Origin of the sequence: Methylovorus menthalis (assembly GCF_020523625.1) — a bacterium.
Taxonomy (GTDB): Bacteria; Pseudomonadota; Gammaproteobacteria; order Burkholderiales; family Methylophilaceae; genus Methylovorus; species Methylovorus menthalis.
In genome coordinates this window covers 1542768-1565754 of record NZ_JAJAQH010000006.1, presented here as the reverse complement: position 1 = coordinate 1565754, position 22987 = coordinate 1542768, and the positions used below count along the sequence as shown (strand labels likewise).

The following is a 22987-nucleotide window of genomic DNA, read 5'->3' as shown; positions in this document are numbered from 1 at the left end:
GTGCGGCCTAATCCATGCACGGCGGGTGAAGAGACCTATGAGATATACATTCGGAGATTGCTATTAACTGTAACGCAAGGCGCGTGCCAACTATTTATTCTTTTATAATCAGTCGCTTGATTTTTTAGTATAGTTCACTGGTGGTTGTAATCAGCCACATGGCTGTACATAGCCACCACCGATGCACTCCGCAATGAGTGAAGCGTATTCATTCTTTAAGTGGCTGATCATGTTAAAATTCTGCCTATTTACTTTTTAAGCCCTTGGAAAATTGAACATGTTTAGCACGGCAAAAACCCTGAACGTCGCAGATCCTGAACTTTGGCAGCATATTGAAGCCGAGCGTCAGCGCCAGGATGAGCATATTGAACTGATCGCCTCTGAAAACTACACCAGCCCTGCCGTCATGCAGGCGCAAGGTTCACAGCTGACCAACAAGTATGCTGAAGGTTATCCAGGCAAGCGTTTTTATGGTGGCTGTGAGTTTGTCGACCAGGTAGAGCAACTGGCGATTGACCGTGTGAAGCAACTGTTCGGTGCTGAATATGCCAACGTGCAGCCGCACTCCGGCTCTCAGGCCAATCAGGCGGTGTATTTCTCCATTCTCAAGCCAGGCGATACCGTCATGGGCATGAACCTCGGTCACGGTGGTCACCTGACCCACGGTTCCCCTGCCAACTTGTCCGGCAAGCTGTTCAACATCGTGCCTTACGGCCTGAACGACAAGGAAGAAATCGATTACGACGAGATGGAGCGCATTGCCATCGAGTGCAAGCCCAAGCTGCTGATTGGTGGCGCTTCTGCCTATGCCCTGCGCTTTGACTGGGCACGCATGGCCGAGATCGCCAAAAAGGTGGGTGCTTATTTCATGGTCGATATGGCGCATTACTCCGGCCTGATCGCCGCGGGTGTTTACCCTAACCCGGTACCCCATGCGGATTTTGTGACCTCCACCACCCACAAGACCCTGCGTGGTCCACGTGGCGGCATCATTCTCGCCAAGGCCGAGTTTGAAAAGTCCCTGAATTCCAATGTGTTCCCATCCCTGCAAGGCGGCCCGCTGATGCACGTGATCGCAGGCAAGGCCACGGCTTTCCTCGAAGCACTGCAACCGGATTTCAAGGTTTATCAGGAACAAGTGCTGAAGAATGCGAGCATCATGGCGCAAACCCTGGCAGAGCGCGGCCTACGCATTATCTCCGGCCGCACCGAGTCGCATGTGTTCCTTGTGGACCTGCGTCCCAAGAACCTGACCGGCAAGGCGGCTGATGCTTATCTCGGCCAAGCCCACATCACCGTGAACAAGAATGCGATCCCGAATGACCCGGAAAGCCCGTTTGTTACCTCCGGCATACGTATCGGTTCGCCAGCGATTACCACGCGCGGCTTCAAGGAAGAAGAAGCCCGTCTGGTGGCCAACCTGATTGCCGATGTGCTGGACAACCCGACCGATGAAGCCGTGATTGCTGCGACCAAGGCCAAGGTACACGCCTTGACCAGCCGCTTCCCGGTATACGGCGCGTAATTCCCGCCCATCACCATCGCGACACATGAAAGGGGACATGTGAAACATCAGGCTGGCGTGTCCATATCCATGGAAGAGGGTAAACCTCGTTCATGGGCAGAAGGTCTGCTGCCTGGGTTTCATCCCTTTCACCGCGTTGCATTTAACTTGCCTGGTCAACTCTCATGAAGTGTCCTTTTTGCGGTACCGATGACACCCAGGTCATTGATTCCCGGGTGAATGAAGAAGGCAACTCCATCCGTCGCCGTCGCCGTTGTGCAGCCTGCGACAAGCGTTTTACCACCTACGAAACCGCCGAGCTGCATCTGCCGCAAGTGGTCAAGCAGAACGGCAATCGCGAGGAATTCAATCGCGACAAGCTGCGGCTTTCTTTTACCCGTGCCTTGCACAAGCGCCCCGTACCCACCGAATATGTAGACCGCGCCATCGAGCACATCGTGCAAAAGCTGCTGGCCAAGGGCGAGCGCGAAATCATGGCGCGCGATCTCGGCGAGAGCGTGATGCAGGAGCTGCGCCTGATGGACAAGGTGGCCTATGTGCGCTTTGCTTCGGTATATCGCAGTTTCCAGGATGTCGACGATTTCAGCGATGTGATCCGCGATCTGGATAAACCTCACCGTCGCCTGACGGACCCTGCCGGAGAATAAGCTCGTGTTCAGCGCGCTGGATCATCAGATGATGGCGCGAGCCCTGCGGCTGGCTGAGCAGGGCCTCTACACCACCACTCCGAATCCCCGTGTAGGCTGCGTGATCGTCAAAAACGGTCAGATTGTCGGCGAAGGTGCGCACCTGAAAGCAGGCGAGCCCCATGCCGAGGTGCACGCCCTGCGCCAGGCAGGCGATCTCGCGCAAGGCGCCGATGCTTATGTCACGCTTGAACCCTGCAGCCACCATGGACGTACACCGCCCTGCGCTGACGCCTTGATCAAGGCCGGTGTGAAGCGCGTGGTCGCCGCCATGCAGGACCCTAACCCCCAAGTCGCAGGAAGCGGATTGCAGCGCTTGCAAGCGCAAGGGATTGCCGTGCAGTCCGGCTTGCTGGAAGCGCAGGCGCGCAGCCTGAATGCCGGATTCATTTCGCGCATGACGCGCCGCCGTCCGTTTGTGCGCAGCAAGATCGCCGCCAGCCTGGATGGTGCCACTGCGCTGCAAAATGGCATCAGCCAATGGATTACCGGCCCTGAGGCACGCAAAGACGTGCAGCACTGGCGCGCCCAATCCTGCGTCATGCTCACCGGCATAGGCACCGTGCTGGCCGATGACCCGCAACTGAGCGTGCGAGATGAGGCCGGAGAACTGCAAGGCCGCCAGCCGCTACGCGTGATTGTGGATAGCCATCTGCAGATTTCGCCGCAAGCGCGCATGCTGCAAGGCGGCAATGCCCTCATCGTCTACGGCAGTGCCAGCGCGGATCGTATCGCGGCCCTGTGCCAGCATGGGGTAGAGTTGATGCACTTGCCGGACCATCAATCGCGCGTCAGTCTCGATAGCTTGCTGGAACTCCTGGCGAGCCGTGGCATCAATGATGTGATGGTGGAAGCCGGCGCAACGCTGAATGGTGCCCTGCTGGATGCAGGTCTCATTGATCAATTGATTTTGTACTATGCCCCCAAGCTGCTGGGCGCCAATGCACGTGGCATGTTTGGCCTGCCTACGCTGCAGAGCATGGCAGCGCGCATTGATCTGGATATTACCGACATGCGGCAGTTTGGCCGTGACATCCGCTTGCTGGCAACCCCGCACCAGCCACAGCCTTAAATCACCAATGTCCGCCACACGGACACCTCACTACGGGAGAAGCAGCACGTGCTCGTCGATACCCATTGCCATCTTGATGCGCCAGAGTTTGATGCCGACAGGGCGGACATCGCCGTGCGTGCGCATGATGCTGGGGTGGCGCGTATCGTCGTACCCGCGGTGGAGGCGGCGAATTTTTCTGTGGTTGAAGCCTTGGCCGCTGAGTTTTCCTGGTGTCGCTACGCGCTGGGCATACACCCGCTCTTTGTTGGCCGCGCCAAAGAACAGGATATTGAGGTGCTGAAAGAGCAGCTGGAGCAACGCCTGCCCGTGGCAATAGGCGAAATCGGCCTCGATCTCTTCATCCCCAACCCGGATATCGAACGCCAGCAGGCTTTTTTCGTGGCACAGCTCAAACTGGCGCGTGACTTTGATCTGCCCGTCATCCTGCATGTACGCAAATCCAGCGATCTGATCCTGAAACACCTGCGCCGCATTGGCGTGAAGGGCGGGATTGCTCATGCCTTTAATGGCAGTTTTCAACAAGCAGAGCGTTTCATGGAGATGGGATTAAAGCTGGGCTTTGGCGGGGCCATGACCTATGATCGCGCCCTGCATATTCGCGAGCTGGCTCGGCAATTGCCGCTGGAAGCCATCGTGCTGGAAACCGATGCCCCGGATATTGCACCCGAATGGCTGGGGCATCGTGGCCGTAACAGCCCGCACGAGCTGCCGGCGATTGCCAGCGTGTTGGCTGATTTGCGTAGCCTGCCGCTGGCCGAAGTCATTGCTGCAACAGGTAAAAATGCCCTCGTAGCCTTGCCTGCCATTGCCTAGTTATGCACATCACCTCATGTGCTACATTAACTTCAAGCAAAAAACCTTAACAATCCAAAGACATAAAATAAGTCATTGTTTTTAAATGGTTATTTTTCAGTCTATTTTTTGGGCGTTTTGAAAAATCCCTTACGCCAGCCGTAGTTACAGTTTTAAGTCACAGATGTTCACAGTTTTATCCACAGAAATTGTGGATGAGTTGGCCAGTGTTTAAAATCCATAGGGGTTATTGCTTTGCCCCGGGTTGAGTTGTGCATCCGCTTCTGGCAAATAGGCAAACATCCATTCCGTATAGAGCTTCTTTTTTTCAAAGCTTTCGTAGAGCGGTGGAAAGTTACGTTGCTTGAATGGTTTGCCTGGGGCGAGGCTATACACGCCCATGATGCCGCCACTGGGAGCTTCGAGCACGCCCCAGTTGACGATGCCCGTCAATGGGTCAGCATACAATTGCCGCAGATAGCGCTGAGGTTGTGGAAAACGGTCATCTCTAAGCAGGGCTTCCAGCGTGCGCGGATACTGTTTAACTAGGCCGGGCGAGCGCTGGTAATAATTGCCTATGGCCTCACGTATCTTGTCCCCTACCTTGAGGAGCTCTTGTTCTCGTTCTCGCTGACGCAGGTTGCTCCAGGTATTGCCCGCTTGTGCCAGTACCAGCCCCGCTATCATGATCACCAGTAACAGGCCTAGAAACGTATAGCCTGACTGCTTGTCGTTACCAGTCAGCATAGGCGCTCCCATCTTCGGCAATATCGGTTGAACCGCTATGAATATCGTAGATCAGCCCTTTGGTTTCCGAGTCTACAGGGGCAACCACAGTCCAGGTTTGTGCGCTTTTGGTGATGGGGTCCTCAGGGATACTGCGCAGGTATTTTCCTTGTACCAAGTCTTCCAGTGTGTCCGGATAAGCGGCGTTATCAGCGTAGTACTTGTCGATGGCCTCGCGCATGGTGATCAGGTCATGCTTGAGCGAGGTTTCCTGTGCGCGGACGATTGTGTCGAAATAACGTGGCGCCACCAGGCTGAGCAGGGTAGCGATGATGGCTAGCACTACTAATACTTCAATTAGCGTAAAGCCTTTGGATTTATCCATTATTACCACTCCCGATAGGGCCGCTTATCCAGCCCTTTTTCGCGTGAAAGGGAGTAGATGTCATACACATCATCACCTGGCTCTGGCTCATCAAATGAGCTGGCATAACTGCGTTTTCCCCAGGTCGCTTCAGCATTTTCTTCGCTCGCCGGGGCAAACGGATCACGCGGGATGCTACGCAGAAAGTAGAGCTTGCGCTTTTTTGGATCACGCTGATTTTCCACGCCTTTCACAAGAATCTGCAAATTAGGTGGGTAGCCAGATTGTTCCGGACTCTTCTTGATAAGGCCGTCATCGCCTGCTTTCTTGTAAGCATCCAGTGCATCGCGAATCTGCCATAGCGCGCGCCGCAACTCTTGCTCCTTGCTGCGCTTGATGGTCATTTGCACCATGGGCGCAGCCGATGTCAGGATGAGTGCTAGCAATACCAGCGTCACGACCAGTTCAATCAGGGTGAAGCCGCGCAGGCGTTGCATCTTCATGGTTGGCTCAGGGTGTCGTTGACGTTGGTGGTGCGCTGATTTGGTCAACTGGCTTCATCACCGAGTCAGCAAACGCCTTGTCATCTCGGGCACGTGCCGCTTGCACTTCCTGCGGCGTTACTGCGGCAGCTTGAGGCTGTGGCAAGGACTCCGGCACAGATCGCGCACCCTTGTTCATGCTTCGATCCACCCCCGCCGGAAAAGCGGTATAAAGGGCTTCAGCCGGGGTGATATTGCTGACAATGCGGGGCGTGATGAGCAAGGCGATCTCTTTCTTGCTGCGGTCTGTGTTGCGGTCGGTAAACAGTTTGCCTATTAGCGGCAGATTCGCCAGCCCCGGGACGCGGTTGGCGATTTTCTGTTCATCGTCACGCAACAGGCCCGCCAATACCTGTGTTTCGCCGTTTTTGAGGCGAAGCATAGTATTGGCGTTGCGCGTGCCTATGGTATAGGTCACGGTGCCTGAACTGGAGGTGATCTTGTCGGTCTGGTTGCTGACCTCCAATCCCACCTTGATGGAAACCTCGTCATTGAGCAGGATGGTGGGCTCCACATCCAGTTTGATGCCCACTTCGATATAGCTTACGGATTGGGAAACAAAGCCGGTGGAGTTGGCGATGCTGGTCAGCACCGGAATGCGGTCGCCGACATGAATTTTGGCTTTTTCGCGGTTTTTGACGCGGATGCGCGGATTGGCCAGCAGGTTGGTATCGGTATCCTGCTGCAATAGATTGAGTGCCAGTACCGGGTCGCTGATGCTGAATACCCCAAGGTCCGAGTTGAAGTTCTTGAGCTCGCTTACCGTCAGTTTTCCTGGGCTCAATGTCGTGGTGCCATTCACTGTATCGCGGCCCTGCACGCCCACACTGACCGAGCTCGGGTAACGTATACCGATGGCTTCCAGGCTGCGGCGGTTGATCTCCAGCACTTCCACTTCCAGCACCACTTCCGGCTCCGCCATATCCTGCGAGGTGATGAGTTTTTCCGCGGTGCGGATGGCTTCGGGCGTATCGCGCATAACCAGCGTATTCAGCTTTTCGTCGATATACACATCCTTGGTCTTCACCACGGTCTTGATCATGTTCATCGCTTTCTTGGCTTCGGTGTTGCCAAGGTAGAAGCTGCGCACATACAGTTCCTGATATTCCTGACTACGGCTGAGTGGGTAAATCATCAGGGTGTTTTCGTTCAGGACTTTTTTTGCCAGCTGGTTGCTGATGAGGATGACCTCGATGGCATCTTCGATGGGGGTATTCCGCAGGAAGAGGCTGGTGCGCTGGTCATTCGGCATGTCATGGTCATAGGTGAAGTTGATGCCCGCGGCCTTGGAAATAAACTCAAATACGGACTTGATCGGCACGTCCTTGAATTCCAGGGTAATCGGCTGCTTGAAAGCAGATTTGATCAGTGGCGGGTTGGCAATCTTGTCGATGCGTCTTTGCTCAATCAGTTCAAACAAGGCGCGGGCAGCTGAGTTGCCGCTTTCTTCAGCTAATACTGCGCGGGCAATATTCTGCGCACCCTCACTATCTCCGCCGACAAACAGGGCTTGCGCCCGTTCTATCATGGCTTGATGGCGACTGGCGCTGGTGAGTTGGCGTAAGCCGTCCAGTGCGCGCTGGTTTTGTTCATCCAATGCCAATACGCGCCGGTAGGCGATTTCTGCCTCGCTAATGCGGCCTTGTTGTTTGCGCTGGTCAGCTTCTTTAAGCAGCAATGTCAATTGCATATCCTGCTGTTGTTTCAGATAAGCGCGATATTGCGGATTATCGGGAAAGGTACGCACCAGCTCGCGCAAACGGGCAATGCCACCTTCAATGTCGCCCGCATTGACCAGGGAGCGTGCTTCCTGAAATTCAGCATTGCCTTGTTGCAGCTTTTTTTCCTGTGCAGAACAGGCAGCCAGCCCCAGCATCAATGCAACGACAATAGCGCGGTAAGGGCGGGGCATACTCAATTGATATCTCCAATCATCATGGGAACTTCAGTATTCAGGGGGCGGTAACTCATGATCATGCGTGGCGGGTCTATGCGTTTTACTCGCCATTGGCCAATCACATCACCTTCGCGAACCGTGTAGTTCAGGTTTCCTTCACTGATGAATATGATCAGCTTGCCGTTATCGACCAGCTTGCCTGCATACGTAAATGGCAGGGCTGGTGTCTGCGGAATCACCGCCGCTTCTTGTGGCTGAGAGGCTTGCTGCATTGAGGGCACGTCCAAGCCGAACAAGTTGCCAACAGGTTCATCGGAGATACGCCCTGCAAGTCTGCTGATATCAATATCGGTATCCTGACTGGTGTCGTCGGCCCGCGAGCCAGAGGCGAATAACTGCTCTCCCAGTTTGCTGGGAGCAGGTTTATGGCTATAGGCTCTGGGCGTTATGTTTGCGACCTCTGGTTCTGGCTCAGTGAATGAGGTCCATAGGGTCGCCCCTATCGTTAAAGCAAGCGCAATCCATATCCCATAGCGCGATAAAGGCTTGCGTTCACTCATGGCTGGCCTCTACGCAGAAAAACGGTAAACCGCAGCCGGGCTTCCAGGGCTTCCGCGTGGATGTCTTGCCGCTTGAGAGTAATTTCGTTGAGCGCCGCCGACGGTATACGTTGCAATACCTGGTTAGCAAACATGCGAATCTCGACATAACTACCGCGCACGGGCAGGCTGATCTGGTAGCGGGTAAATGCGGCTGCCGGGCTACGTACCAGTGCATAGTCGGCTTTCTCGGGGGTGAGGCCATGCTCGCTGGCCGTTGTCAGCATGACACCCAAGAGGCGCGTTGCCTCATTTTCTGTGGGCAGAAAGCCATAAAAGGTATTGAGTGTTGCTTGCGGTGAGCGATCAGCAAAGCGGCCTTGATGTTGCGGCATGGACTCGCGCAGCACGACGAGCTCCTGCTCACGCTGCTCTATATGTGCTTTACCCGGCAATAGCCAGAAGAGGAGCAGCACGCCGCTGAGTAATAGCAAGGCCAGCCCCAGCATGCCCTGCCAGCCTAGCTGGCGTGCATGGTAATGCAGCCATGTCATGATGGCCTGCTGGTTTACTGAACCCATGCAGCCTCCACAACAAAATGTACGGACATGGCGCTGCCCTCCGACTGTTCATGCGTCAGCAAAAATACATCCTGCAGGACAGGCTGAATCGCCAGTTTTTGTACATACGCCAGCATCACATTGATATCCTTGGCCTCACCTGTGATGCGTAATTTGCGTTGCCTGGCATTGGGCTCAATGGCGAGCAGCTTGACCTCGGAGGTATTCAGGCTTTCCAGGGTTTTGAACAGCGGCTGCCATGGTAGGGCCAACTCGGCCATCACGGTTTTGACGGCAGCGATTTCATCACGTTTGGCGGCATTTTCCTTGCCGCTCAGATTCAGCGTTGACCTGGCGGTGTGGGGTTGCTGTAGTTGCTGCATGTCCTGTTCCAGCTTTTGCTGACGCTCACTCAGTTGCTGCAGAGCAATGAGGCTCGTCACAGCAACTGCCCCGCCGATTAACAACAGCATGCGGCTCAGTGAGGCCTGAGGATAAACCGTGCGTCCATGATTGAGTGCCAGAGTTTTCATGAAGCGACCTTTGCTAGGTCAGGTTGACGTAGAAACGGAATTTCACGGCTAAGCTGATGCAATTTTCGTCCTGTGATATTCAGCCTTGGCATGCCAGGCTCGGCGTTATACACCACCAGTGGCCAGTGATCGCTTTCGAGCCCGGAGATAATGGCGTCGCGCTGGATCAAGGCGGGCAAGGCATCAATACTCGCGGCGTGGCATTGCAGGCTGCGCCAGTCATTGTTTTGCTGAAGTAGCACAGCCAGTCTTCCCTGTTCAAGCACGGCTAGACAGAGACTTTTTTCAGCCTGTTGGCTTTTGGTCTGTTTGCCTAACTGGCGTCGTGTTTCGTTGATGGCCTGCATCATGAGCGGATGTATGTTTTGTAAATGCATGCCTGCCTCTGCAAAGCAGAGACGCAAGGCTTGTAGCAGATCGGGCTCCACGCCACTGGCCATAGATGGTTTGCCATACCCCGCTGCGCTGGTGCGGATGTCCCATTGCCGAGCTGGTTCGCCATAAGCTTGCGTAAAGCAGTGCCTTACAAATGCACGCTGCTCATCCGGCTTGCTCAGGCTGGTATTCCATGGGATCAGCACATAGCGCACAAAGTGATTCGAAAGGATCACGCGCGGCTGGCAACCTTGCCATTGGGCATCACGCATCGTGACCGCCAGTTGATGCAGTGCAGCTTGCCATGGGGTAGGGGGCACGCCGTTCACCATACCAGGGGTATTCGACTCACTATGGACGGATGACTGCCGGACAACGGCGATGACATCTTCGTAAACCACTCGCGTTTTTCGCCAGCCGCTCAGGCGCGTCAGCACCAGCTGGTGCGGCTGTACCAGCACGCGCAATTCGTCGCGCCAGATGTCGCCGATGATTGGCAGGCGCGAGGCGAGGCCAGAGGAGAAGCCAGTGGGAAGGCTAGACCAGCGAGGTGACACGGTTGATCTCCAGTAGGGTGGTTTCGCCACGCCGCACCATATCCAGCGCGGCTTCGCGCATGGTGCGGGTGCCGTTGATGCGGGCGGCTTCTTTTACCTTGCGCACGGGTTCGCGGGTGACGATGAGTTCGCGGATCAAATCATTGAACACCAGCAATTCGGCCACCGCCTTGCGACCCTTGTAGCCGGTGCCGTGGCAATGGCCACAGCCTTGACCAGTACGGAAGTGGAATTCGGGCAACATCTCTGCTGTCACGCCGGATTTGGCCAGTAGCTCGTCGTCCGGGGTGTCATCCACCGCACAGTGTGGGCAGATGATGCGTACCAGCCGCTGCGCCATGATGCCGTTGATGGCGGACACAAAGCTGTAGGGGTCGACGTTCATATTGGTAAAGCGGCCGATCACGTCAAATACATTGTTGGCGTGCACCGTGGTCAGCACCAGGTGGCCGGTGAGGGCAGACTGCACAGCAATCTGCGCGGTTTCGGAATCGCGGATTTCGCCCACCATGATCTTGTCCGGGTCGTGCCGCAAAATGCTGCGCAGGCCACGGGCAAAGGTCAGGCCTTTTTTCTCGTTGACGGGGATCTGCAGCACACCCGGCAACTGGTATTCCACCGGGTCTTCAATGGTGACGATCTTGTCCTGGCCGTTATTGATTTCGGAGATGATGCCGTACAGCGTGGTGGTCTTGCCCGAGCCAGTAGGGCCCGTGACCAGCAGCATGCCATAGGGCTCCTCCGCCAGCAGGCGGAAGCGGGCCATGATGGATTCTTCAAAGCCCAGCACTTCCATGCTGAGCCCCTTGGCCTGATCGGTCACCGCCTTGCGGTCCAGAATCCGCAACACGGCGTCTTCGCCAAACACACTGGGCATGATGGAGACGCGCAAATCCACCTCGCGTCCCATCGCCATCACCTTGAAGCGGCCATCCTGCGGCACGCGCCGCTCGGCAATATCCAGCTCGGACATGACCTTGATGCGCGAAATCGCTTGCTCGGCCTGCGTCAACCCCTGCACGCTGCCCACCATGTTCAGCACACCGTCAATGCGGTATTTGATGGTGAGGCCGTGCGGGTCGGTTTCCATGTGGATATCGCTGGCACCGGCTTTGAGGGCGTCATACAGCGTCGAGCGCACCAGCTTGACCACCGGGCTGGTGTCTTCAGAAATGGAGCGCAGCGAAATATCTTCAATACCGCTGTTGCCGCTTTCAGCATCGCCATGCTCCGGCAAAATGCCATCCATGGCACGCATGCTTTCTTCAAAGCGGGCGAGGTAGGCAGCAAAATCCTTGCGGTGCGCCAGCGCCCAGCGGGCAGGCTCCGCCAGGCGCAGCTCCATGCGACCATGCAGATAAGGGTCCAGCGGGTTGGCGCAGACCATATGCAGCTGGCCATCATCATCGCGCAGGGCAATGCATTCCTGCTTGCTGGCTTCGGCATACGGCAGCAGCGCAAAATCCGGTGTCAGCGCATGCAGCTCGGCCATGGGCAACACGGGGTAGTGCAGCAAGGCGCCCAGTGCCTGGGCAAAGCTATCGGCATCCAGCGTGGAAAGTTCTTCCAGCACATCCAGCACATGGCGCTGACTTTGGCTGGCGAGCTGGCGCGCCTGCTCCACTTGGGTCAGCGTGAGAGGTGTCAGCGTGAGCGTGGCAGGCGGGCTCATGGTGTCGTTGGCTGTGCTTTCCGTGGCAAGCTGATCGAGCACGGGCGATAAGATGGCGTCCATAGGTTGATTCATTGAATATTCCCCGCCAGTTCAAAAATCGGCATATACATCAGCACCACCACCACGCCGATCACCAGGCCGATCACCACCATCAAGAGTGGTTCCAGCAAGCGGGTGAACCAGTCGACGGCACGGGCGATTTCCTCGTCATAAAACACGCCTATGCGCTCCATCATCTCGCCCATACGGCCGGTGCGCTCACCCACGCGCAGCATGCGGATGGCGATGGATGTTGTCATGCCATGTTCTTCCATGGCGCTGGAGAGCGGCTTGCCTTCGCGGATGTCGCGCTCGACCAATGCCAGGCTGTTACGTAGCGCCGGTTGCAACAGTGAAGACACCATCTGCATGGCGGTGACTAGCGGAATGCCGCCGCGCAGCAGCATGCCCAGCGTGCGGTAAAAACGCGCCAACTGATAAATGCGCATGGTTTCACCCAGCGCGGGGATCTTCCACACCTGATTCATGATGGCCGCCCGCACGGATTGGCGGCTCAGCACATAGGCCAGCACGCTGACCATGGCAATAAAGCCGAGAAATACCTCCTGGCCGTGCTCTTGCAGCAAACGGCCCCAGGCCAGCAATACTTGCGACATCCACGGCAGGTCATTGCCTGCGCTCTCGTAAATCGTGCTGAACTTGGGCACCACATACCCCAGCAAAAACAGCATCACCAGCCCGCCGACAATAATTAGCAGCACCGGGTAAATGGAGGCGGTGACGATCTTCTTGCGCACGGCATCCAGCTGGCCCTGATACGTCACATGACGACCCAGTGCCTGCACCATGTCGCCCGTGCGTTCGCTACTTCGGATCAGCGCCACATACAGCGCGGGGAATACTTGCGGAAAGCGCTCCAGCGCGCTCGATAGCGGCAGGCCTTCATACAACGCTGCCATTACCTGGGTGAGGATGGTTTTGGATTCGGCATTGGCTTCTTTTTCCGCCAGCGCCTCTATCGCCTCCACCAGGCTCAAACCTGAGTCCAGCAGCGACAACAGCTCCTGGCTGAACAGCATCAGGTTGAATTTCTGCTTGCTAAAGCCCCGCGCCACGGCCAGCTTGCCCTGCGCTTTGGTCGCCAGCACGCTATAGCCCTGTGCCTCGGCCTGCAGCTGTGCCTGCAAGGCATCGCCAGCATCCAGCACCAGCGATTGAATCTGCTGGCCGCGAGCCACTTTCAGTTCAAATTTCATACAGCGCCTGCACCATTAATCGAGCGACATGGCATGCCATATCTACCAGTTCACCACATCGGCAAACTCATCTTTGCCACCCGCCTGGCCATCCTTGCCAAACGACCACAGGTCATACTCGCCATGCTCGCCCGGGTATTTATATTGATACGCCTTGCCCCAGGGGTCATTCGGCACGGTTTTCTGCAGATAGGGCCCTTGCCAGTTCGGCTCATCCGAAGGCGCGCCATTCAGTGCCGCCAGCCCTTGCTCTGTCGTCGGGTAATGCCCGGTATCCAGCCGATATTGATCCAGCGCCTTGCCCAGGGCGTCTATCTGCGCCTTGGCGGTTTTTACTTCCGATTTGCCAATCTGGGCGAAGTATTTCGGCCCGACATAGCCTGCCAGCAAACCGATAATGACCATGACGACGAGGAGTTCGAGCAGGGTGAAGCCGCGTGCACGCTGGGTGACTTGCGCTGTGTGACGGATAGGCAAAGACCTGGAAAGGCAAAGTAAAGGGGTATGCAGCATGGCAATCAGCTTTCAATTAACAGTTCAAGGGGTGTCAACATGGCCGCCAGCTGGCACAAATCCAGGCAGGCTCAGCTCCATGAATGGGGGCATGGTCTGGCGCAATCGAATCGCGCCAGCCTTCGCCTCAAGCGGTTCGGCAGGGCAGGTCGACTTGATATAAAACAGGCTTGAGACAGCGCTTATTTTTTTGCTTTGCCGGGCTGCCGTCAGATAGGTGGTAAACGTTACCCAATTGCTGTCGACGGCGGCTGACTGTTCGGCGAGGCTGGGTACCTTGCCGGAATCAACATCGGCAAGTCCGACAATCGCCGGGGTTGGATGGGGCGCCAAGGCAGGCAACGCCAGGTATCCGCTAGCAGCGTCTTCATGCTTACCGCGATACTGTACCGAACTGAAGCTGCGGCTTGCCCGGTAAAGTGGCTTGGCAATGTTGGGCTGAGGGCTATATGCAATGTCCACCGGTTGGTCTTTAAAGCCGCCGCGCGTGATGTCCTGCACATGCAGTAACTGGGTGCCAGGCGTATCTGGCTGATAGTCGGCATGGTCGCCATGCCGCATGATGAGGCGCGTTCCATAGAGGCAAGCGCTTTTGTCGGCATTGCGCCATAGCATGTCGGTTAGGGTGGCCAGGGTTTTCTCGCTAGCATCAGGCGAGGCTGGAAGAGTGGCTTCCCGCATGGCAGAAACAACCAGCGTGAATCCGGGTAGTGGTGCCTCAAGCGGCGAATGTGGAAACACTGCGCAAGTGTCGTATCGGCCAGCTTGCGGACTAATTGTGTGACCAAAACCAAAGTTGCCACTGGCATTGCACAGGCGATAGGCACTTTGCCCATGCTCATCGGTAAAGCCCTTCAGCGGCATAGGCTCAAAACCTGCGCTCCAGGCAGACGGGCAAGCCAGCAGGCAGAGGAGCAACAGTAGTATTCTGTATGGGTGCATCAATATGTAATCCAGGCAAAAGCAATATGCAGCATGGCGGATGCCAGACTTATGGATTGCCCATGGGGCAGTGCTTGTAAACGCGCGACTGGTATCTTCATCACATCAGTAAAGGGGCAGGCACGCATGCCCGCCCCATACCGCTTGTTAAACTACAACAATGTCATCCACGCTAAGCGAGGTCACGCCAGTCAGCACCGCGATGTTGATCGCAGCGCCAACGCCGTTACCATCGGCATCGTAGCTCAGGGTGTGTGTGTTGCTATCAAACAGCAGGTAGTCGTTGGCATCGGCCGCTGTCGCGCCCGCACCCACCACAAAATTGCCTGCGCCAAATCCAACCAGGGAAGAGAACTGGTCAGTATTCAGCTCCAGGAAATCCGTGCCGCTGAGGAAGTCCGTGATGGTGTCTACGCCAGTCAGGTTGAACGCCGTATCGACATACTCCTGCACGGTAGTCGACGCACCAGTAACGACCTGGGTGTGCACCTTGCCAAAGACAAAGGTGTCAGAGCCATCGTTGCCGGTCAGGGTGTCGTTGCCGCCGTTGCCGACGAAACGGTCATCCTGGGTCGTGCCGATGAAGGTCTGGGTATTGGCATTACCTTCAAAGGTCAGGCCATTGGCGGTAACACCGGAAGCATCAATCACTACATTGTTGATGGTGCCGCCGTTGTTGCCCAGCGTATTGGAAAGATTGGACACGCTACCATTGGCGTTGAAGTAGTAATGGTCGTTCAGCAATTGCAGGTCTGTGTTTTCCACATTTAAGCGTCCAACAGTGCCACCCACTTGTACTACTTCCATTTCCTGGAAGTTGTCGTCGTTGAGCACCACAGTGCCTGCTGCCTGGCTGTTAGCGCCAATCCCGGTAGTCACGCGCAAGGTATCGGTACCTTCACCACCAATAATCACATCATGCTTGGCACCCGTGGCAATCCACTCGGGATTACCGTCATCTGCCTTGGAGGTTGTGCCCTGCACGCCGCTGCCAAATCCACCGATCACGAAAATGTCATCGCCTTCGCCGCCATCCAGATGGTCCGCACCGCCATGGCCGATCAACAGGTCGTTGCCGCCGTTACCATAGTAGGTGTCATCGCCCAGACGCATGGTCGCGTAATCTACACCTTCGCTACCATAGACGATCTCGTGCGCACCGGCGGACTCATTGGCACCGTCGATACGAGTAAAGCTGCCTGCCTCGCCTTCGCTAGCGTCATAGATAATATCGACGTTATGGAAAAGCTCGGCCACCGAGAAGTCGTCAAACTCGACAGCGGCTTTTTCGTAGGTGACTTCCTCTGCTCCCACAATAGTGCTGGCAGGCTCGAACTCTGCTTCTTCATACTCGAGCTCAATAGTCACAGACTCAGTAGGACCACCGGCAACCCCATAAATATGGGTGCCTGGATTCAATTCACCCAGGCTCAAGGATTCGCCGTTTTCTTCCAGTTGCTCGGCGGAGAGGGTGATATTGACGCCGCTCGCCAGTTCAATACGTTCGATCCCTGTGAATTCAAGTGACTCGTCATAATCACCACTGTGGTTGAACTCAATAGTGTCTACTGCGTTGTAACCAGCAACAGTCGTTCCAAAAGTGCTGATGGCACTAGAACCGGGACGAGTGACAATATTAAGACGAACATCTGTTTCGGCTTGCTCTGCTTGTGCGAGGGTGGTTAGTGGTTCAATTTCCCCGGTTTCTGTATTAAATGCAGACAGGACACCGGTTTCCTCATCATCCTCAACATCGACATAGATGGCTTCTTCGCCTTCATTATCCAATTCTGAGGTGCCACCATTGATCACGGAAACACCATCAAACTCTCCGGTGATCAGGAATGTATCATTGCCTTCCCCGCCCTGAATGGTGTCATTGTCAGTAACGTAATATTGATTCCCCACGACGGATTCGTCGCCTGCTGTGCTGCCTTCGCCAGTGATAAGATCTGCACCGGCACCGCCATTGATGATGTCGTCACCATCACCCGCGAGGATTTGATCATTCCCGTCACCACCATAAATGATGTCATCACCCTCAAGGCTATTGATAGAGTCGTTGCCATCGCCGCCGTAAACGACATTATTTCCAGCGCCAGCAAACACTTGGTCATCACCATCGCCGCCATTTACAAGATCATTGCCACTTCCTGACGAAATGAAATCATTTCCGCTTCCACCATCTATGATGTTATTACCATCTCCAGCTTCAACAATGTCGTCACCTTCGCCGCCCAAAACGACATCGTTTCCGCTACCTGTTTGAAGGTAATCATTGCCAGTACCACCATCAATGACATTATTCCCTTCACCACCGTCGATAAAGTCATCACCACCCAACCCCAAAATCAGGTCATTTCCGCCTAGACCATATATTTCGTTACCTAGGTTATTTCCGATAATCAGATCGGCGGATGTTGTCCCTGTATATGTCGTTTCGGTGGGGTTAAATATTTTGATAGCCATTTTTTCCATCCTCATAGTCAGTTTTAAAGATCGTTGATTAAAAGCATTTCACTACCTAACCAAACTTGATAGGGAATGAAGTAATTCGCATGCGCGAAATACAGTTTTTATTCATGCGATCTCTCGTTACAATGAGCAGGCATTTATGGCTGCCTGCAGCACCAATTCCGCCAGTTTCTCCACAAGTGTCTGAACAATGCTCTGGGAAGACGCCGGCTGAATGCTTAATGTGGCCGTAAATGCACTTTTTTCATTCTAGTAATCCTCAGTCTGCGTACCATTAGTATTTCTCTACTTCCCCATCGGCTGGAACCAAACCTGCCACGGCGACTTCAATTCTGTCTTGCTTGCCATGTCCTGCGGACCTCAGCCGTATCGCGTCAGGCTTTACAACAGGATCGCGTGCGTCGCATGGGTAATGAATATAAAAAATTGATGAGATAGCCCTGCTGGAGCCGTCAATATCGTGAAAACTAATATCGGTTGTGAAAGTCACCCAGTTATCACTATATGCAGCAGAATTCGTGTCACTGAATGCTGAGCTGGCTATTGGCGCTCCAGTTATCATCGGTAATGGATTAGCTTCTTCTGGCAGGGAGCTAGTGAAGGATCTGCCAGCGCGAAACAATACTTCCGTATTACCACCAGACGAGCCTGTATGGGGTTTGTGAAAGTAGGCTACAGATATCTGTTTATTGCTAAATCCACTACGGACGATATCGTTAATTTCAAAATAATCACCATTATTCAATGGCGCATCTTTCATTTCTAATTGGATGCCAAGAATACATTCGGTATTGGCATCATTCCTCCAAATAGCATCAGTCATGATGGCTGCAACATCATTAGATCCGGCAAATTTGGCTGGTATCTGTACATCGCTGACAAGAACCCCAATCAGTCGATAACCACTCATTGGCGCACTGGCGGCGCTGTTTATTAACGCAGGGCTACTCACTGAGCAGGTATCGTTATTTTGCCCCTGCGGAGGCAGCGACTCCCCAAGCCCAAAACGGCCGCTTGGATTGCATAATATGTAGGCTGATTGCCCATTTTCCGCATTCGGCAGCGGTGAAAAGCCTGATTGCGAAAGGGCGCTGGTACTGGCAATCATGCTGAAAAATGCAATGGCAAGTGTTTTCAATAGAAACTTCATACGTAATAAAGTCATTCCAGACATCATCCAGTTAATGTTCGCGCAGCGTAGTGTTTCCGCTGCGCGAACGTTCCCGTTAATAACTAAAGATTAGGGGGTGAGAGTAGTACCTGGAGCGCGCGATGAGGTCGTGATGGTGACCCATGGCTGGCTTTCCTGACCGGTCTGGCGAATTTTGAAGCTATTAGCCAAGGCTGGAGCACTGCCGCTGGTGCAAGATTGCTTGATATACATAATGGGCGAATTAATGTTGGGGAACCCATCTTCATCCGCTACACCAGATGTATCTACAGTGTAGTCGACCCAGTTAGCACTAAACGGAGCTTGCTGTTGGGCCGCTGTTGGGCTACCTGGAGGCGACAGTGTTTGGCCCACACCATTTATCTCGGTGCCAGCTGTCCCACCTGCGGTGGGCAATACCAAATACCCAGTTGCTGGAGAGGTGAATGGGGAAGCAGATTGCATTTGCACTGAGGTAAATGTACGCCCAATACGATACGCCGACGATAAGGTAGATGTATTCCCCTTGGAGTAGGCCGCAGACACGGTGCCACTATAGCCACCAAAGGCAAAGTCATTGACTTCAAGACCTTGCGTGCCTGATAACTGTGGGTTGTAATCATGAGTCGTGCTGGACGACATCAGCACTTGTTTTGCGTAGATGCACTCACCAGTTGTCGCGTTACGAAAAACACGCTCATTCAATGTAGCAACGGTTTCGGAAAATGCAGTGATGCTACTTGTGACTGCAGAGCCAACCACCAGGCTGTAACCTGTTTCGGGAACGCTGTTAATGGTAGATACTGCATTGTATGGTGATGATGCGACATCCAATATGGCGCAAGCATTGTCCGTTGTTGTTGTCGGTAGAGTGTTGTCGGACTGGGAGCCGAAGTTCCCTGCTACCCTGCATTGAACATAAGCGCTGGTACCAGAGGTAGGCAGGGTTACAAAGCCAGTTGCGGAGGCTTGTGTAGCGCTGATACCCAAGGCGGCCAAAATGGCAGCTTGCATAATCGACTTTTTCATTCTTGTCTCCAATACATTACAATTGGCAGGCATTTATGGCTGCCTGCAGCACCAATTCACCAACATCACCATTAGTGCTTTGCGAGTTCTAAGTTTGATGTGGGATGAATCCGGAAGGTGGCTGTAAATGCCATTTACAATTCATTCGTCATAATTTACCGGCCTTGAGGCTGAAACTCGTAACTAAGAAATACCCAAGCCGCTCTCGGTGCTCCCGTGCCGACAAAACTCGAGCCTTGCCAATCGCTGCTGTTGTAATTAAAACCATTGGCTCCGACAAAGCCACGGATCGAGGGGGAGAACGCATTGAGCCCCAGACGCCCGGCACTGGCGTATTCGCGATCAAACAGATTGTTGACGATCAAGCCTAGCGTCCACTCAGGAGCAAGCTTGTAGCTTGTTTTGAAGTTGAATACGGCATAGCCAGGCAGCTTGCCGGGCCCGAAATCTGCACGGGGAATTTCACAGGTGTATTGCTGAGAGGTGTTCGGGTCTACGCAATAGGGGCTTACAATGGGTTTCGCTGCTCCCGCCTGGTGTTCATTGTTTTCATTGCCACGTACAAAAATGCTGGAGTGCATCACCGCGCCCAGGCTGACAACCCATTTTTCGGTGAGGTTGTAACTGAAGTTGGCATTGAAGTTATGAAGTGGAATGCCGGGAATCCGGTTGCCAGGATTGACCCTTATCCTGCCATAGGAGCCTTCGCCGGTTCGCTCATTGACATCAATCACATTGCCCGCGCTACTGTTATGGGGGCTTAGCATGTCAAAGGCAGACTGGAAGGTTGCATCGGTCAGGCTGTAGTTCAGGGAGAAACTGGCTCTGCCCATTTTGCCTTTCAAACCCATTTCGAGCCCTTGGCGGCGGGTCTCACCTATATTCTGGAAGAAACTGCTCTGGGCATTTACGCTCACGAAGTAAATATCATCTTGCAAATCGGTACGGTAAAGGCTTGCATTCCATTCCAGGTCTTGCGTGAGCGCACCGCGAGCTCCCACCTCCATGCTGGTCGAGCGCACCTGCTTTAAATAAGGGTCGCCGGACATGGCCCCTGGCAATGTGCATGTGCGTTGCTCCGCAATGGAGCGAGGTCTGAACTCGACGGGAACGCCGTTAGAGAATTTAGTCGCAATTGGTGTGTCGTCGTAAGCGCAACCAAGTTCGATGACCGTTGGTGTGCGAGCGCCACGACTTATGTTGCCATAGACATTTAGCCGCTCATTGGCTTGCCAGGTCGCGCCTAACGCAGGATTAAATGAGCGATAAGTAAAACTTTCCTTTTCTGTTGCGCGCATGGAGGCAAGTGTTTCTCCCGTACTCGTGCCTATCAAGCTGCCGATACCCGCAGCATTATTGGGGTCAAAGGGGAGTATGGTGCCTAAGCCAGTGGGGCATTCTGAAGCTTCGGCGACACCATTCTGATTGGTGTCTGGACACAAGACCTGCAGGTTCTGCAGGAGTCTCAATACATCGTTGACGCTAGAAAAGCGGAAAAGGTTATTAACGGCAAGTTCGTTATTGACTCGGGTATGATTAAAACGCGCAGATGTAGTGATGCTCAGGCTCTTGATGGGATTCCAGGTTTCGCTGGCATAAATACTTTTAGTCGTGGAGTTACCTGCAAAGTCATTCAGGCCAAACCCGTTGTCTGCGGTGGTTTTGTCATATTCCCAGCCCAATTGGCTGGGGTCTGTATATGCATGGCGGTTTCTATCCAGCAATCCTAAATACTGTTTGCTGTCATAAGTTGCATCGGCCTTGTCTATGGACGTGCCTACCATGAACTTATGCTTATCCAGATTCCAGTTGAATTGGAGCGAGGCTCCCTTGCCTATCTGATCAATCTGGGTATCCGTAAAAAGGGCGGTAGGCGTTCCATCAGCGGAACCGGTCGCATTGGATAAGCCTGCCAGCGTTGCATACTTACCGTCACGGTAAATAATCTGACCATTTGCATCGCGTTTGACAGGGGTGACAATGCCATTTAGATATACCCCTTGTCCTATGCCCAGCACGGTTTGACCCGTGGAAGCGATCACCGGAAGCTCATAGTAATAGTTATAAAATCCCTTGTCGTCTGTATACCCCCCAATGACGTTTTGCGGATTGAGGATGGGGTTGTAGTTATACGTGGGCTGTCCTGTACCCGGATGCACGGTAGGAGAATCATAAACAAGGCCGGATCTGTCGATATTTGTGGCATAGACTATCGCGCGGTTTTTCCGGGCGGCGTCAATCAACTGATTATAGGTAGCCGTGGCGGGAGCATTGAATACATCAGGAAGATTCGAGCGAACATTCGTATCTTCCAATCCTACTCGCGGGTCTGTGGTCCAGTTCCAGACCTTGGCGCCTGAGCCGTCCACAGCGTCTACCTGCCCCTGACCAATCACGGCCGGAGTATCAAAACGAGTGCCATAAGCCAGATCATTCACGCAAGCGTCAGCGGGGTCCGTGCAGATTTGTCCCGACTTTGTCAGGGGGTTGCCAAACTCATCTGCAGCCACATTGACGGCATAGTTGTTGTAGTCAGGTCTGCCATCCTGGTTGATATCAGACAACCCTGGCAATAATTGCTGATCACTGGATTTGTCTGTCACCACATTGCCTGATCTATTGGCATCTGCACCCGCGCCACCAAAATTTTCATTGACATCAGCCGTGCTGGTTTTGCGTTTGCTGTTGCGGTTATATATCTGCCCGGTGATGCTGAAGGTGTCGCTGACATCCCAGGTTCCCGTTGCTTGAAACTGCATGAGCCGATTGCGACTTACATCTGGAGATGTGTAAACCTGGCTAGGATCCTGGTCTACCATTTGCTGTGGCAGTAAGCCATTGCCTGTCAGCTTGTTGCCGGCATAGAGCATGGAAAGGCCGAACCTGAGTTTTTCATTTTGCCATTCAGCTTTACCAAAGAGTTGGTTTACGCGGCTTGGCGAGTCATCTCTCCAGCCATCCTCCAGGAAAAAATTACCTGAAAGAAAACCAGCAATAACCCCATTATTCCAACCGCCAGACGCTTGCAACTGTTTACGCCCAAAGGAGCCTGTCACTATTTCAGCATTGACGCCGGGCTCAGAAAAACCGCTTTTAGTGCGCATGGATAGCGCACCACCCAAGGTCCCCAAGCCAAAAATGGGATTGGAACCTGGGAAAATATCCATCCCCGCCAGTGCATTTAGCGGAAGCATGTCCCAGTTGACCACATCGCCAAAAGGTTCGTTAACCCGGATGCCGTCGAGGAAAACAGAAATGCCTTGTGCAGTGCCGAGTTGTGGACTTGCAGTAAAGCCACGGTAATTCAGATCCATCTGAAAAGGGTTGCTCTGGTAATCATTGACACTAACGGATTGCAGTCTCGAATTCATCAAATCGGTCAGGCTGAGCGCATGTGCATCCTTGATGTCTTTTGCGTTAAGGCTTTGGACATTGCCGGGGATCTCTTCTTTGGTCAGTCCCAGGCCAGGCAGGGGGCCAATTTCATAAAAGCGCTTGGCGCGAACTTCTATGGCCTGGAGTTTTAGTTCGGGCTTTTCGCCGGGCAAGGTATTGGCGTCTTTTGTCGCCTGAGTTGGCATGCCATTAGTTTCGTCAGTGCCTGCAGCAAGTAGCACGCCCTTTGAAACGTTATAGCTTTCGGCGGTTCTGGGTAGGTTTACCGTCGGCTGCGTAGATTCAGCCAAATATTCTGCCTCAATGTCTTGTGCGTAAGCATGTGCGCAAAGGGCCATGCAATAGGCACCTACAGCTCGGGAAATTTTCCCGGTTCTCTG

20 protein-coding genes are annotated in these 22987 nt (G+C 54.1%); 4 read left to right on the top strand and 16 right to left on the bottom strand.

What is annotated here, in order from left to right:
- Nucleotides 1-277: 277 nt before the first annotated feature.
- From glyA to LG204_RS13215, 4 genes are all read left to right on the top strand, one after another.
- A complete protein-coding gene (glyA, locus tag LG204_RS13230; RefSeq protein WP_230337716.1) occupies nucleotides 278-1525 on the top strand; it encodes a serine hydroxymethyltransferase in 1248 nt (415 codons plus the stop codon).
- A gap of 164 nt (nucleotides 1526-1689) precedes the next feature.
- Nucleotides 1690-2172 carry a transcriptional regulator NrdR gene (gene nrdR / locus LG204_RS13225; protein WP_015829640.1) on the top strand — a complete coding sequence of 161 codons (483 nt, stop codon included), beginning with the start codon at nucleotides 1690-1692 and terminating at the stop codon, nucleotides 2170-2172.
- Between the two features lie 4 nt (nucleotides 2173-2176).
- Nucleotides 2177-3283, top strand: a complete 1107-nt coding sequence (gene ribD / locus LG204_RS13220) for a bifunctional diaminohydroxyphosphoribosylaminopyrimidine deaminase/5-amino-6-(5-phosphoribosylamino)uracil reductase RibD (protein ID WP_230337715.1) — start codon at nucleotides 2177-2179, stop codon at nucleotides 3281-3283.
- A gap of 48 nt (nucleotides 3284-3331) precedes the next feature.
- Nucleotides 3332-4099, top strand: coding sequence for a TatD family hydrolase (locus tag LG204_RS13215; protein ID WP_230337714.1), 768 nt, complete (start codon nucleotides 3332-3334; stop codon nucleotides 4097-4099).
- A 210-nt stretch (nucleotides 4100-4309) separates the two neighbouring features.
- On the opposite strand, the gene LG204_RS13210 is transcribed toward LG204_RS13215, so the two are convergent.
- The 16 genes from LG204_RS13210 to LG204_RS13135 form a co-directional block, all read right to left on the bottom strand.
- Nucleotides 4310-4825, bottom strand: coding sequence for a pilus assembly FimT family protein (locus LG204_RS13210; protein ID WP_230337713.1), 516 nt, complete (start codon nucleotides 4823-4825; stop codon nucleotides 4310-4312).
- The gene (locus tag LG204_RS13205; protein WP_230337712.1) at nucleotides 4812-5189 is read right to left on the bottom strand and encodes a type II secretion system protein; all 378 of its coding nucleotides are present in this window, start codon (nucleotides 5187-5189) and stop codon (nucleotides 4812-4814) included. The genes LG204_RS13210 and LG204_RS13205 overlap by 14 nt, the downstream gene beginning before the upstream one ends.
- Nucleotides 5190-5191: 2 nt before the next feature.
- Entirely contained in the window at nucleotides 5192-5665 is a 474-nt protein-coding gene (locus LG204_RS13200) for a prepilin-type N-terminal cleavage/methylation domain-containing protein (RefSeq protein WP_230337904.1), read from the bottom strand.
- A 13-nt stretch (nucleotides 5666-5678) separates the two neighbouring features.
- Complete coding sequence (locus tag LG204_RS13195) at nucleotides 5679-7622, bottom strand: secretin N-terminal domain-containing protein (RefSeq protein ID WP_230337903.1); 1944 nt, start codon at nucleotides 7620-7622, stop codon at nucleotides 5679-5681.
- 2 nt (nucleotides 7623-7624) lie between these two features.
- Entirely contained in the window at nucleotides 7625-8167 is a 543-nt protein-coding gene (locus LG204_RS13190; RefSeq protein WP_230337711.1) for a hypothetical protein, read from the bottom strand.
- On the bottom strand, nucleotides 8164-8727 hold the full coding sequence (gene pilO / locus LG204_RS13185) for a type 4a pilus biogenesis protein PilO (RefSeq protein ID WP_230337710.1): 564 nt from the start codon (nucleotides 8725-8727) through the stop codon (nucleotides 8164-8166). Before pilO ends, LG204_RS13190 begins: the two co-directional genes overlap by 4 nt.
- The gene (locus tag LG204_RS13180; protein WP_230337709.1) at nucleotides 8715-9239 is read right to left on the bottom strand and encodes a hypothetical protein; all 525 of its coding nucleotides are present in this window, start codon (nucleotides 9237-9239) and stop codon (nucleotides 8715-8717) included. The genes pilO and LG204_RS13180 overlap by 13 nt, the downstream gene beginning before the upstream one ends.
- The gene (locus tag LG204_RS13175) at nucleotides 9236-10171 is read right to left on the bottom strand and encodes a hypothetical protein (protein ID WP_230337708.1); all 936 of its coding nucleotides are present in this window, start codon (nucleotides 10169-10171) and stop codon (nucleotides 9236-9238) included. Before LG204_RS13175 ends, LG204_RS13180 begins: the two co-directional genes overlap by 4 nt.
- The gene (locus LG204_RS13170; protein ID WP_407664208.1) at nucleotides 10152-11918 is read right to left on the bottom strand and encodes a GspE/PulE family protein; all 1767 of its coding nucleotides are present in this window, start codon (nucleotides 11916-11918) and stop codon (nucleotides 10152-10154) included. Before LG204_RS13170 ends, LG204_RS13175 begins: the two co-directional genes overlap by 20 nt.
- Nucleotides 11915-13102: a type II secretion system F family protein gene (locus LG204_RS13165; RefSeq protein ID WP_230337707.1), complete on the bottom strand. Its 1188-nt coding sequence runs from the start codon at nucleotides 13100-13102 to the stop codon at nucleotides 11915-11917. The genes LG204_RS13170 and LG204_RS13165 overlap by 4 nt, the downstream gene beginning before the upstream one ends.
- 42 nt (nucleotides 13103-13144) lie before the next feature.
- Complete coding sequence (gene gspG, locus LG204_RS13160) at nucleotides 13145-13615, bottom strand: type II secretion system major pseudopilin GspG (RefSeq protein ID WP_230337706.1); 471 nt, start codon at nucleotides 13613-13615, stop codon at nucleotides 13145-13147.
- A 24-nt stretch (nucleotides 13616-13639) separates the two neighbouring features.
- Nucleotides 13640-14557 carry a hypothetical protein gene (locus LG204_RS13155; RefSeq protein ID WP_230337705.1) on the bottom strand — a complete coding sequence of 306 codons (918 nt, stop codon included), beginning with the start codon at nucleotides 14555-14557 and terminating at the stop codon, nucleotides 13640-13642.
- A 147-nt stretch (nucleotides 14558-14704) separates the two neighbouring features.
- Nucleotides 14705-17026 carry a calcium-binding protein gene (locus LG204_RS13150; RefSeq protein ID WP_230337704.1) on the bottom strand — a complete coding sequence of 774 codons (2322 nt, stop codon included), beginning with the start codon at nucleotides 17024-17026 and terminating at the stop codon, nucleotides 14705-14707.
- Between the two features lie 280 nt (nucleotides 17027-17306).
- Nucleotides 17307-18197: a hypothetical protein gene (locus LG204_RS13145; RefSeq protein WP_230337703.1), complete on the bottom strand. Its 891-nt coding sequence runs from the start codon at nucleotides 18195-18197 to the stop codon at nucleotides 17307-17309.
- A gap of 75 nt (nucleotides 18198-18272) precedes the next feature.
- Complete coding sequence (locus LG204_RS13140; protein ID WP_230337702.1) at nucleotides 18273-19211, bottom strand: hypothetical protein; 939 nt, start codon at nucleotides 19209-19211, stop codon at nucleotides 18273-18275.
- A 155-nt stretch (nucleotides 19212-19366) separates the two neighbouring features.
- The gene (locus LG204_RS13135; RefSeq protein ID WP_230337701.1) at nucleotides 19367-22897 is read right to left on the bottom strand and encodes a TonB-dependent receptor domain-containing protein; all 3531 of its coding nucleotides are present in this window, start codon (nucleotides 22895-22897) and stop codon (nucleotides 19367-19369) included.
- Nucleotides 22898-22987: the final 90 nt, after the last annotated feature.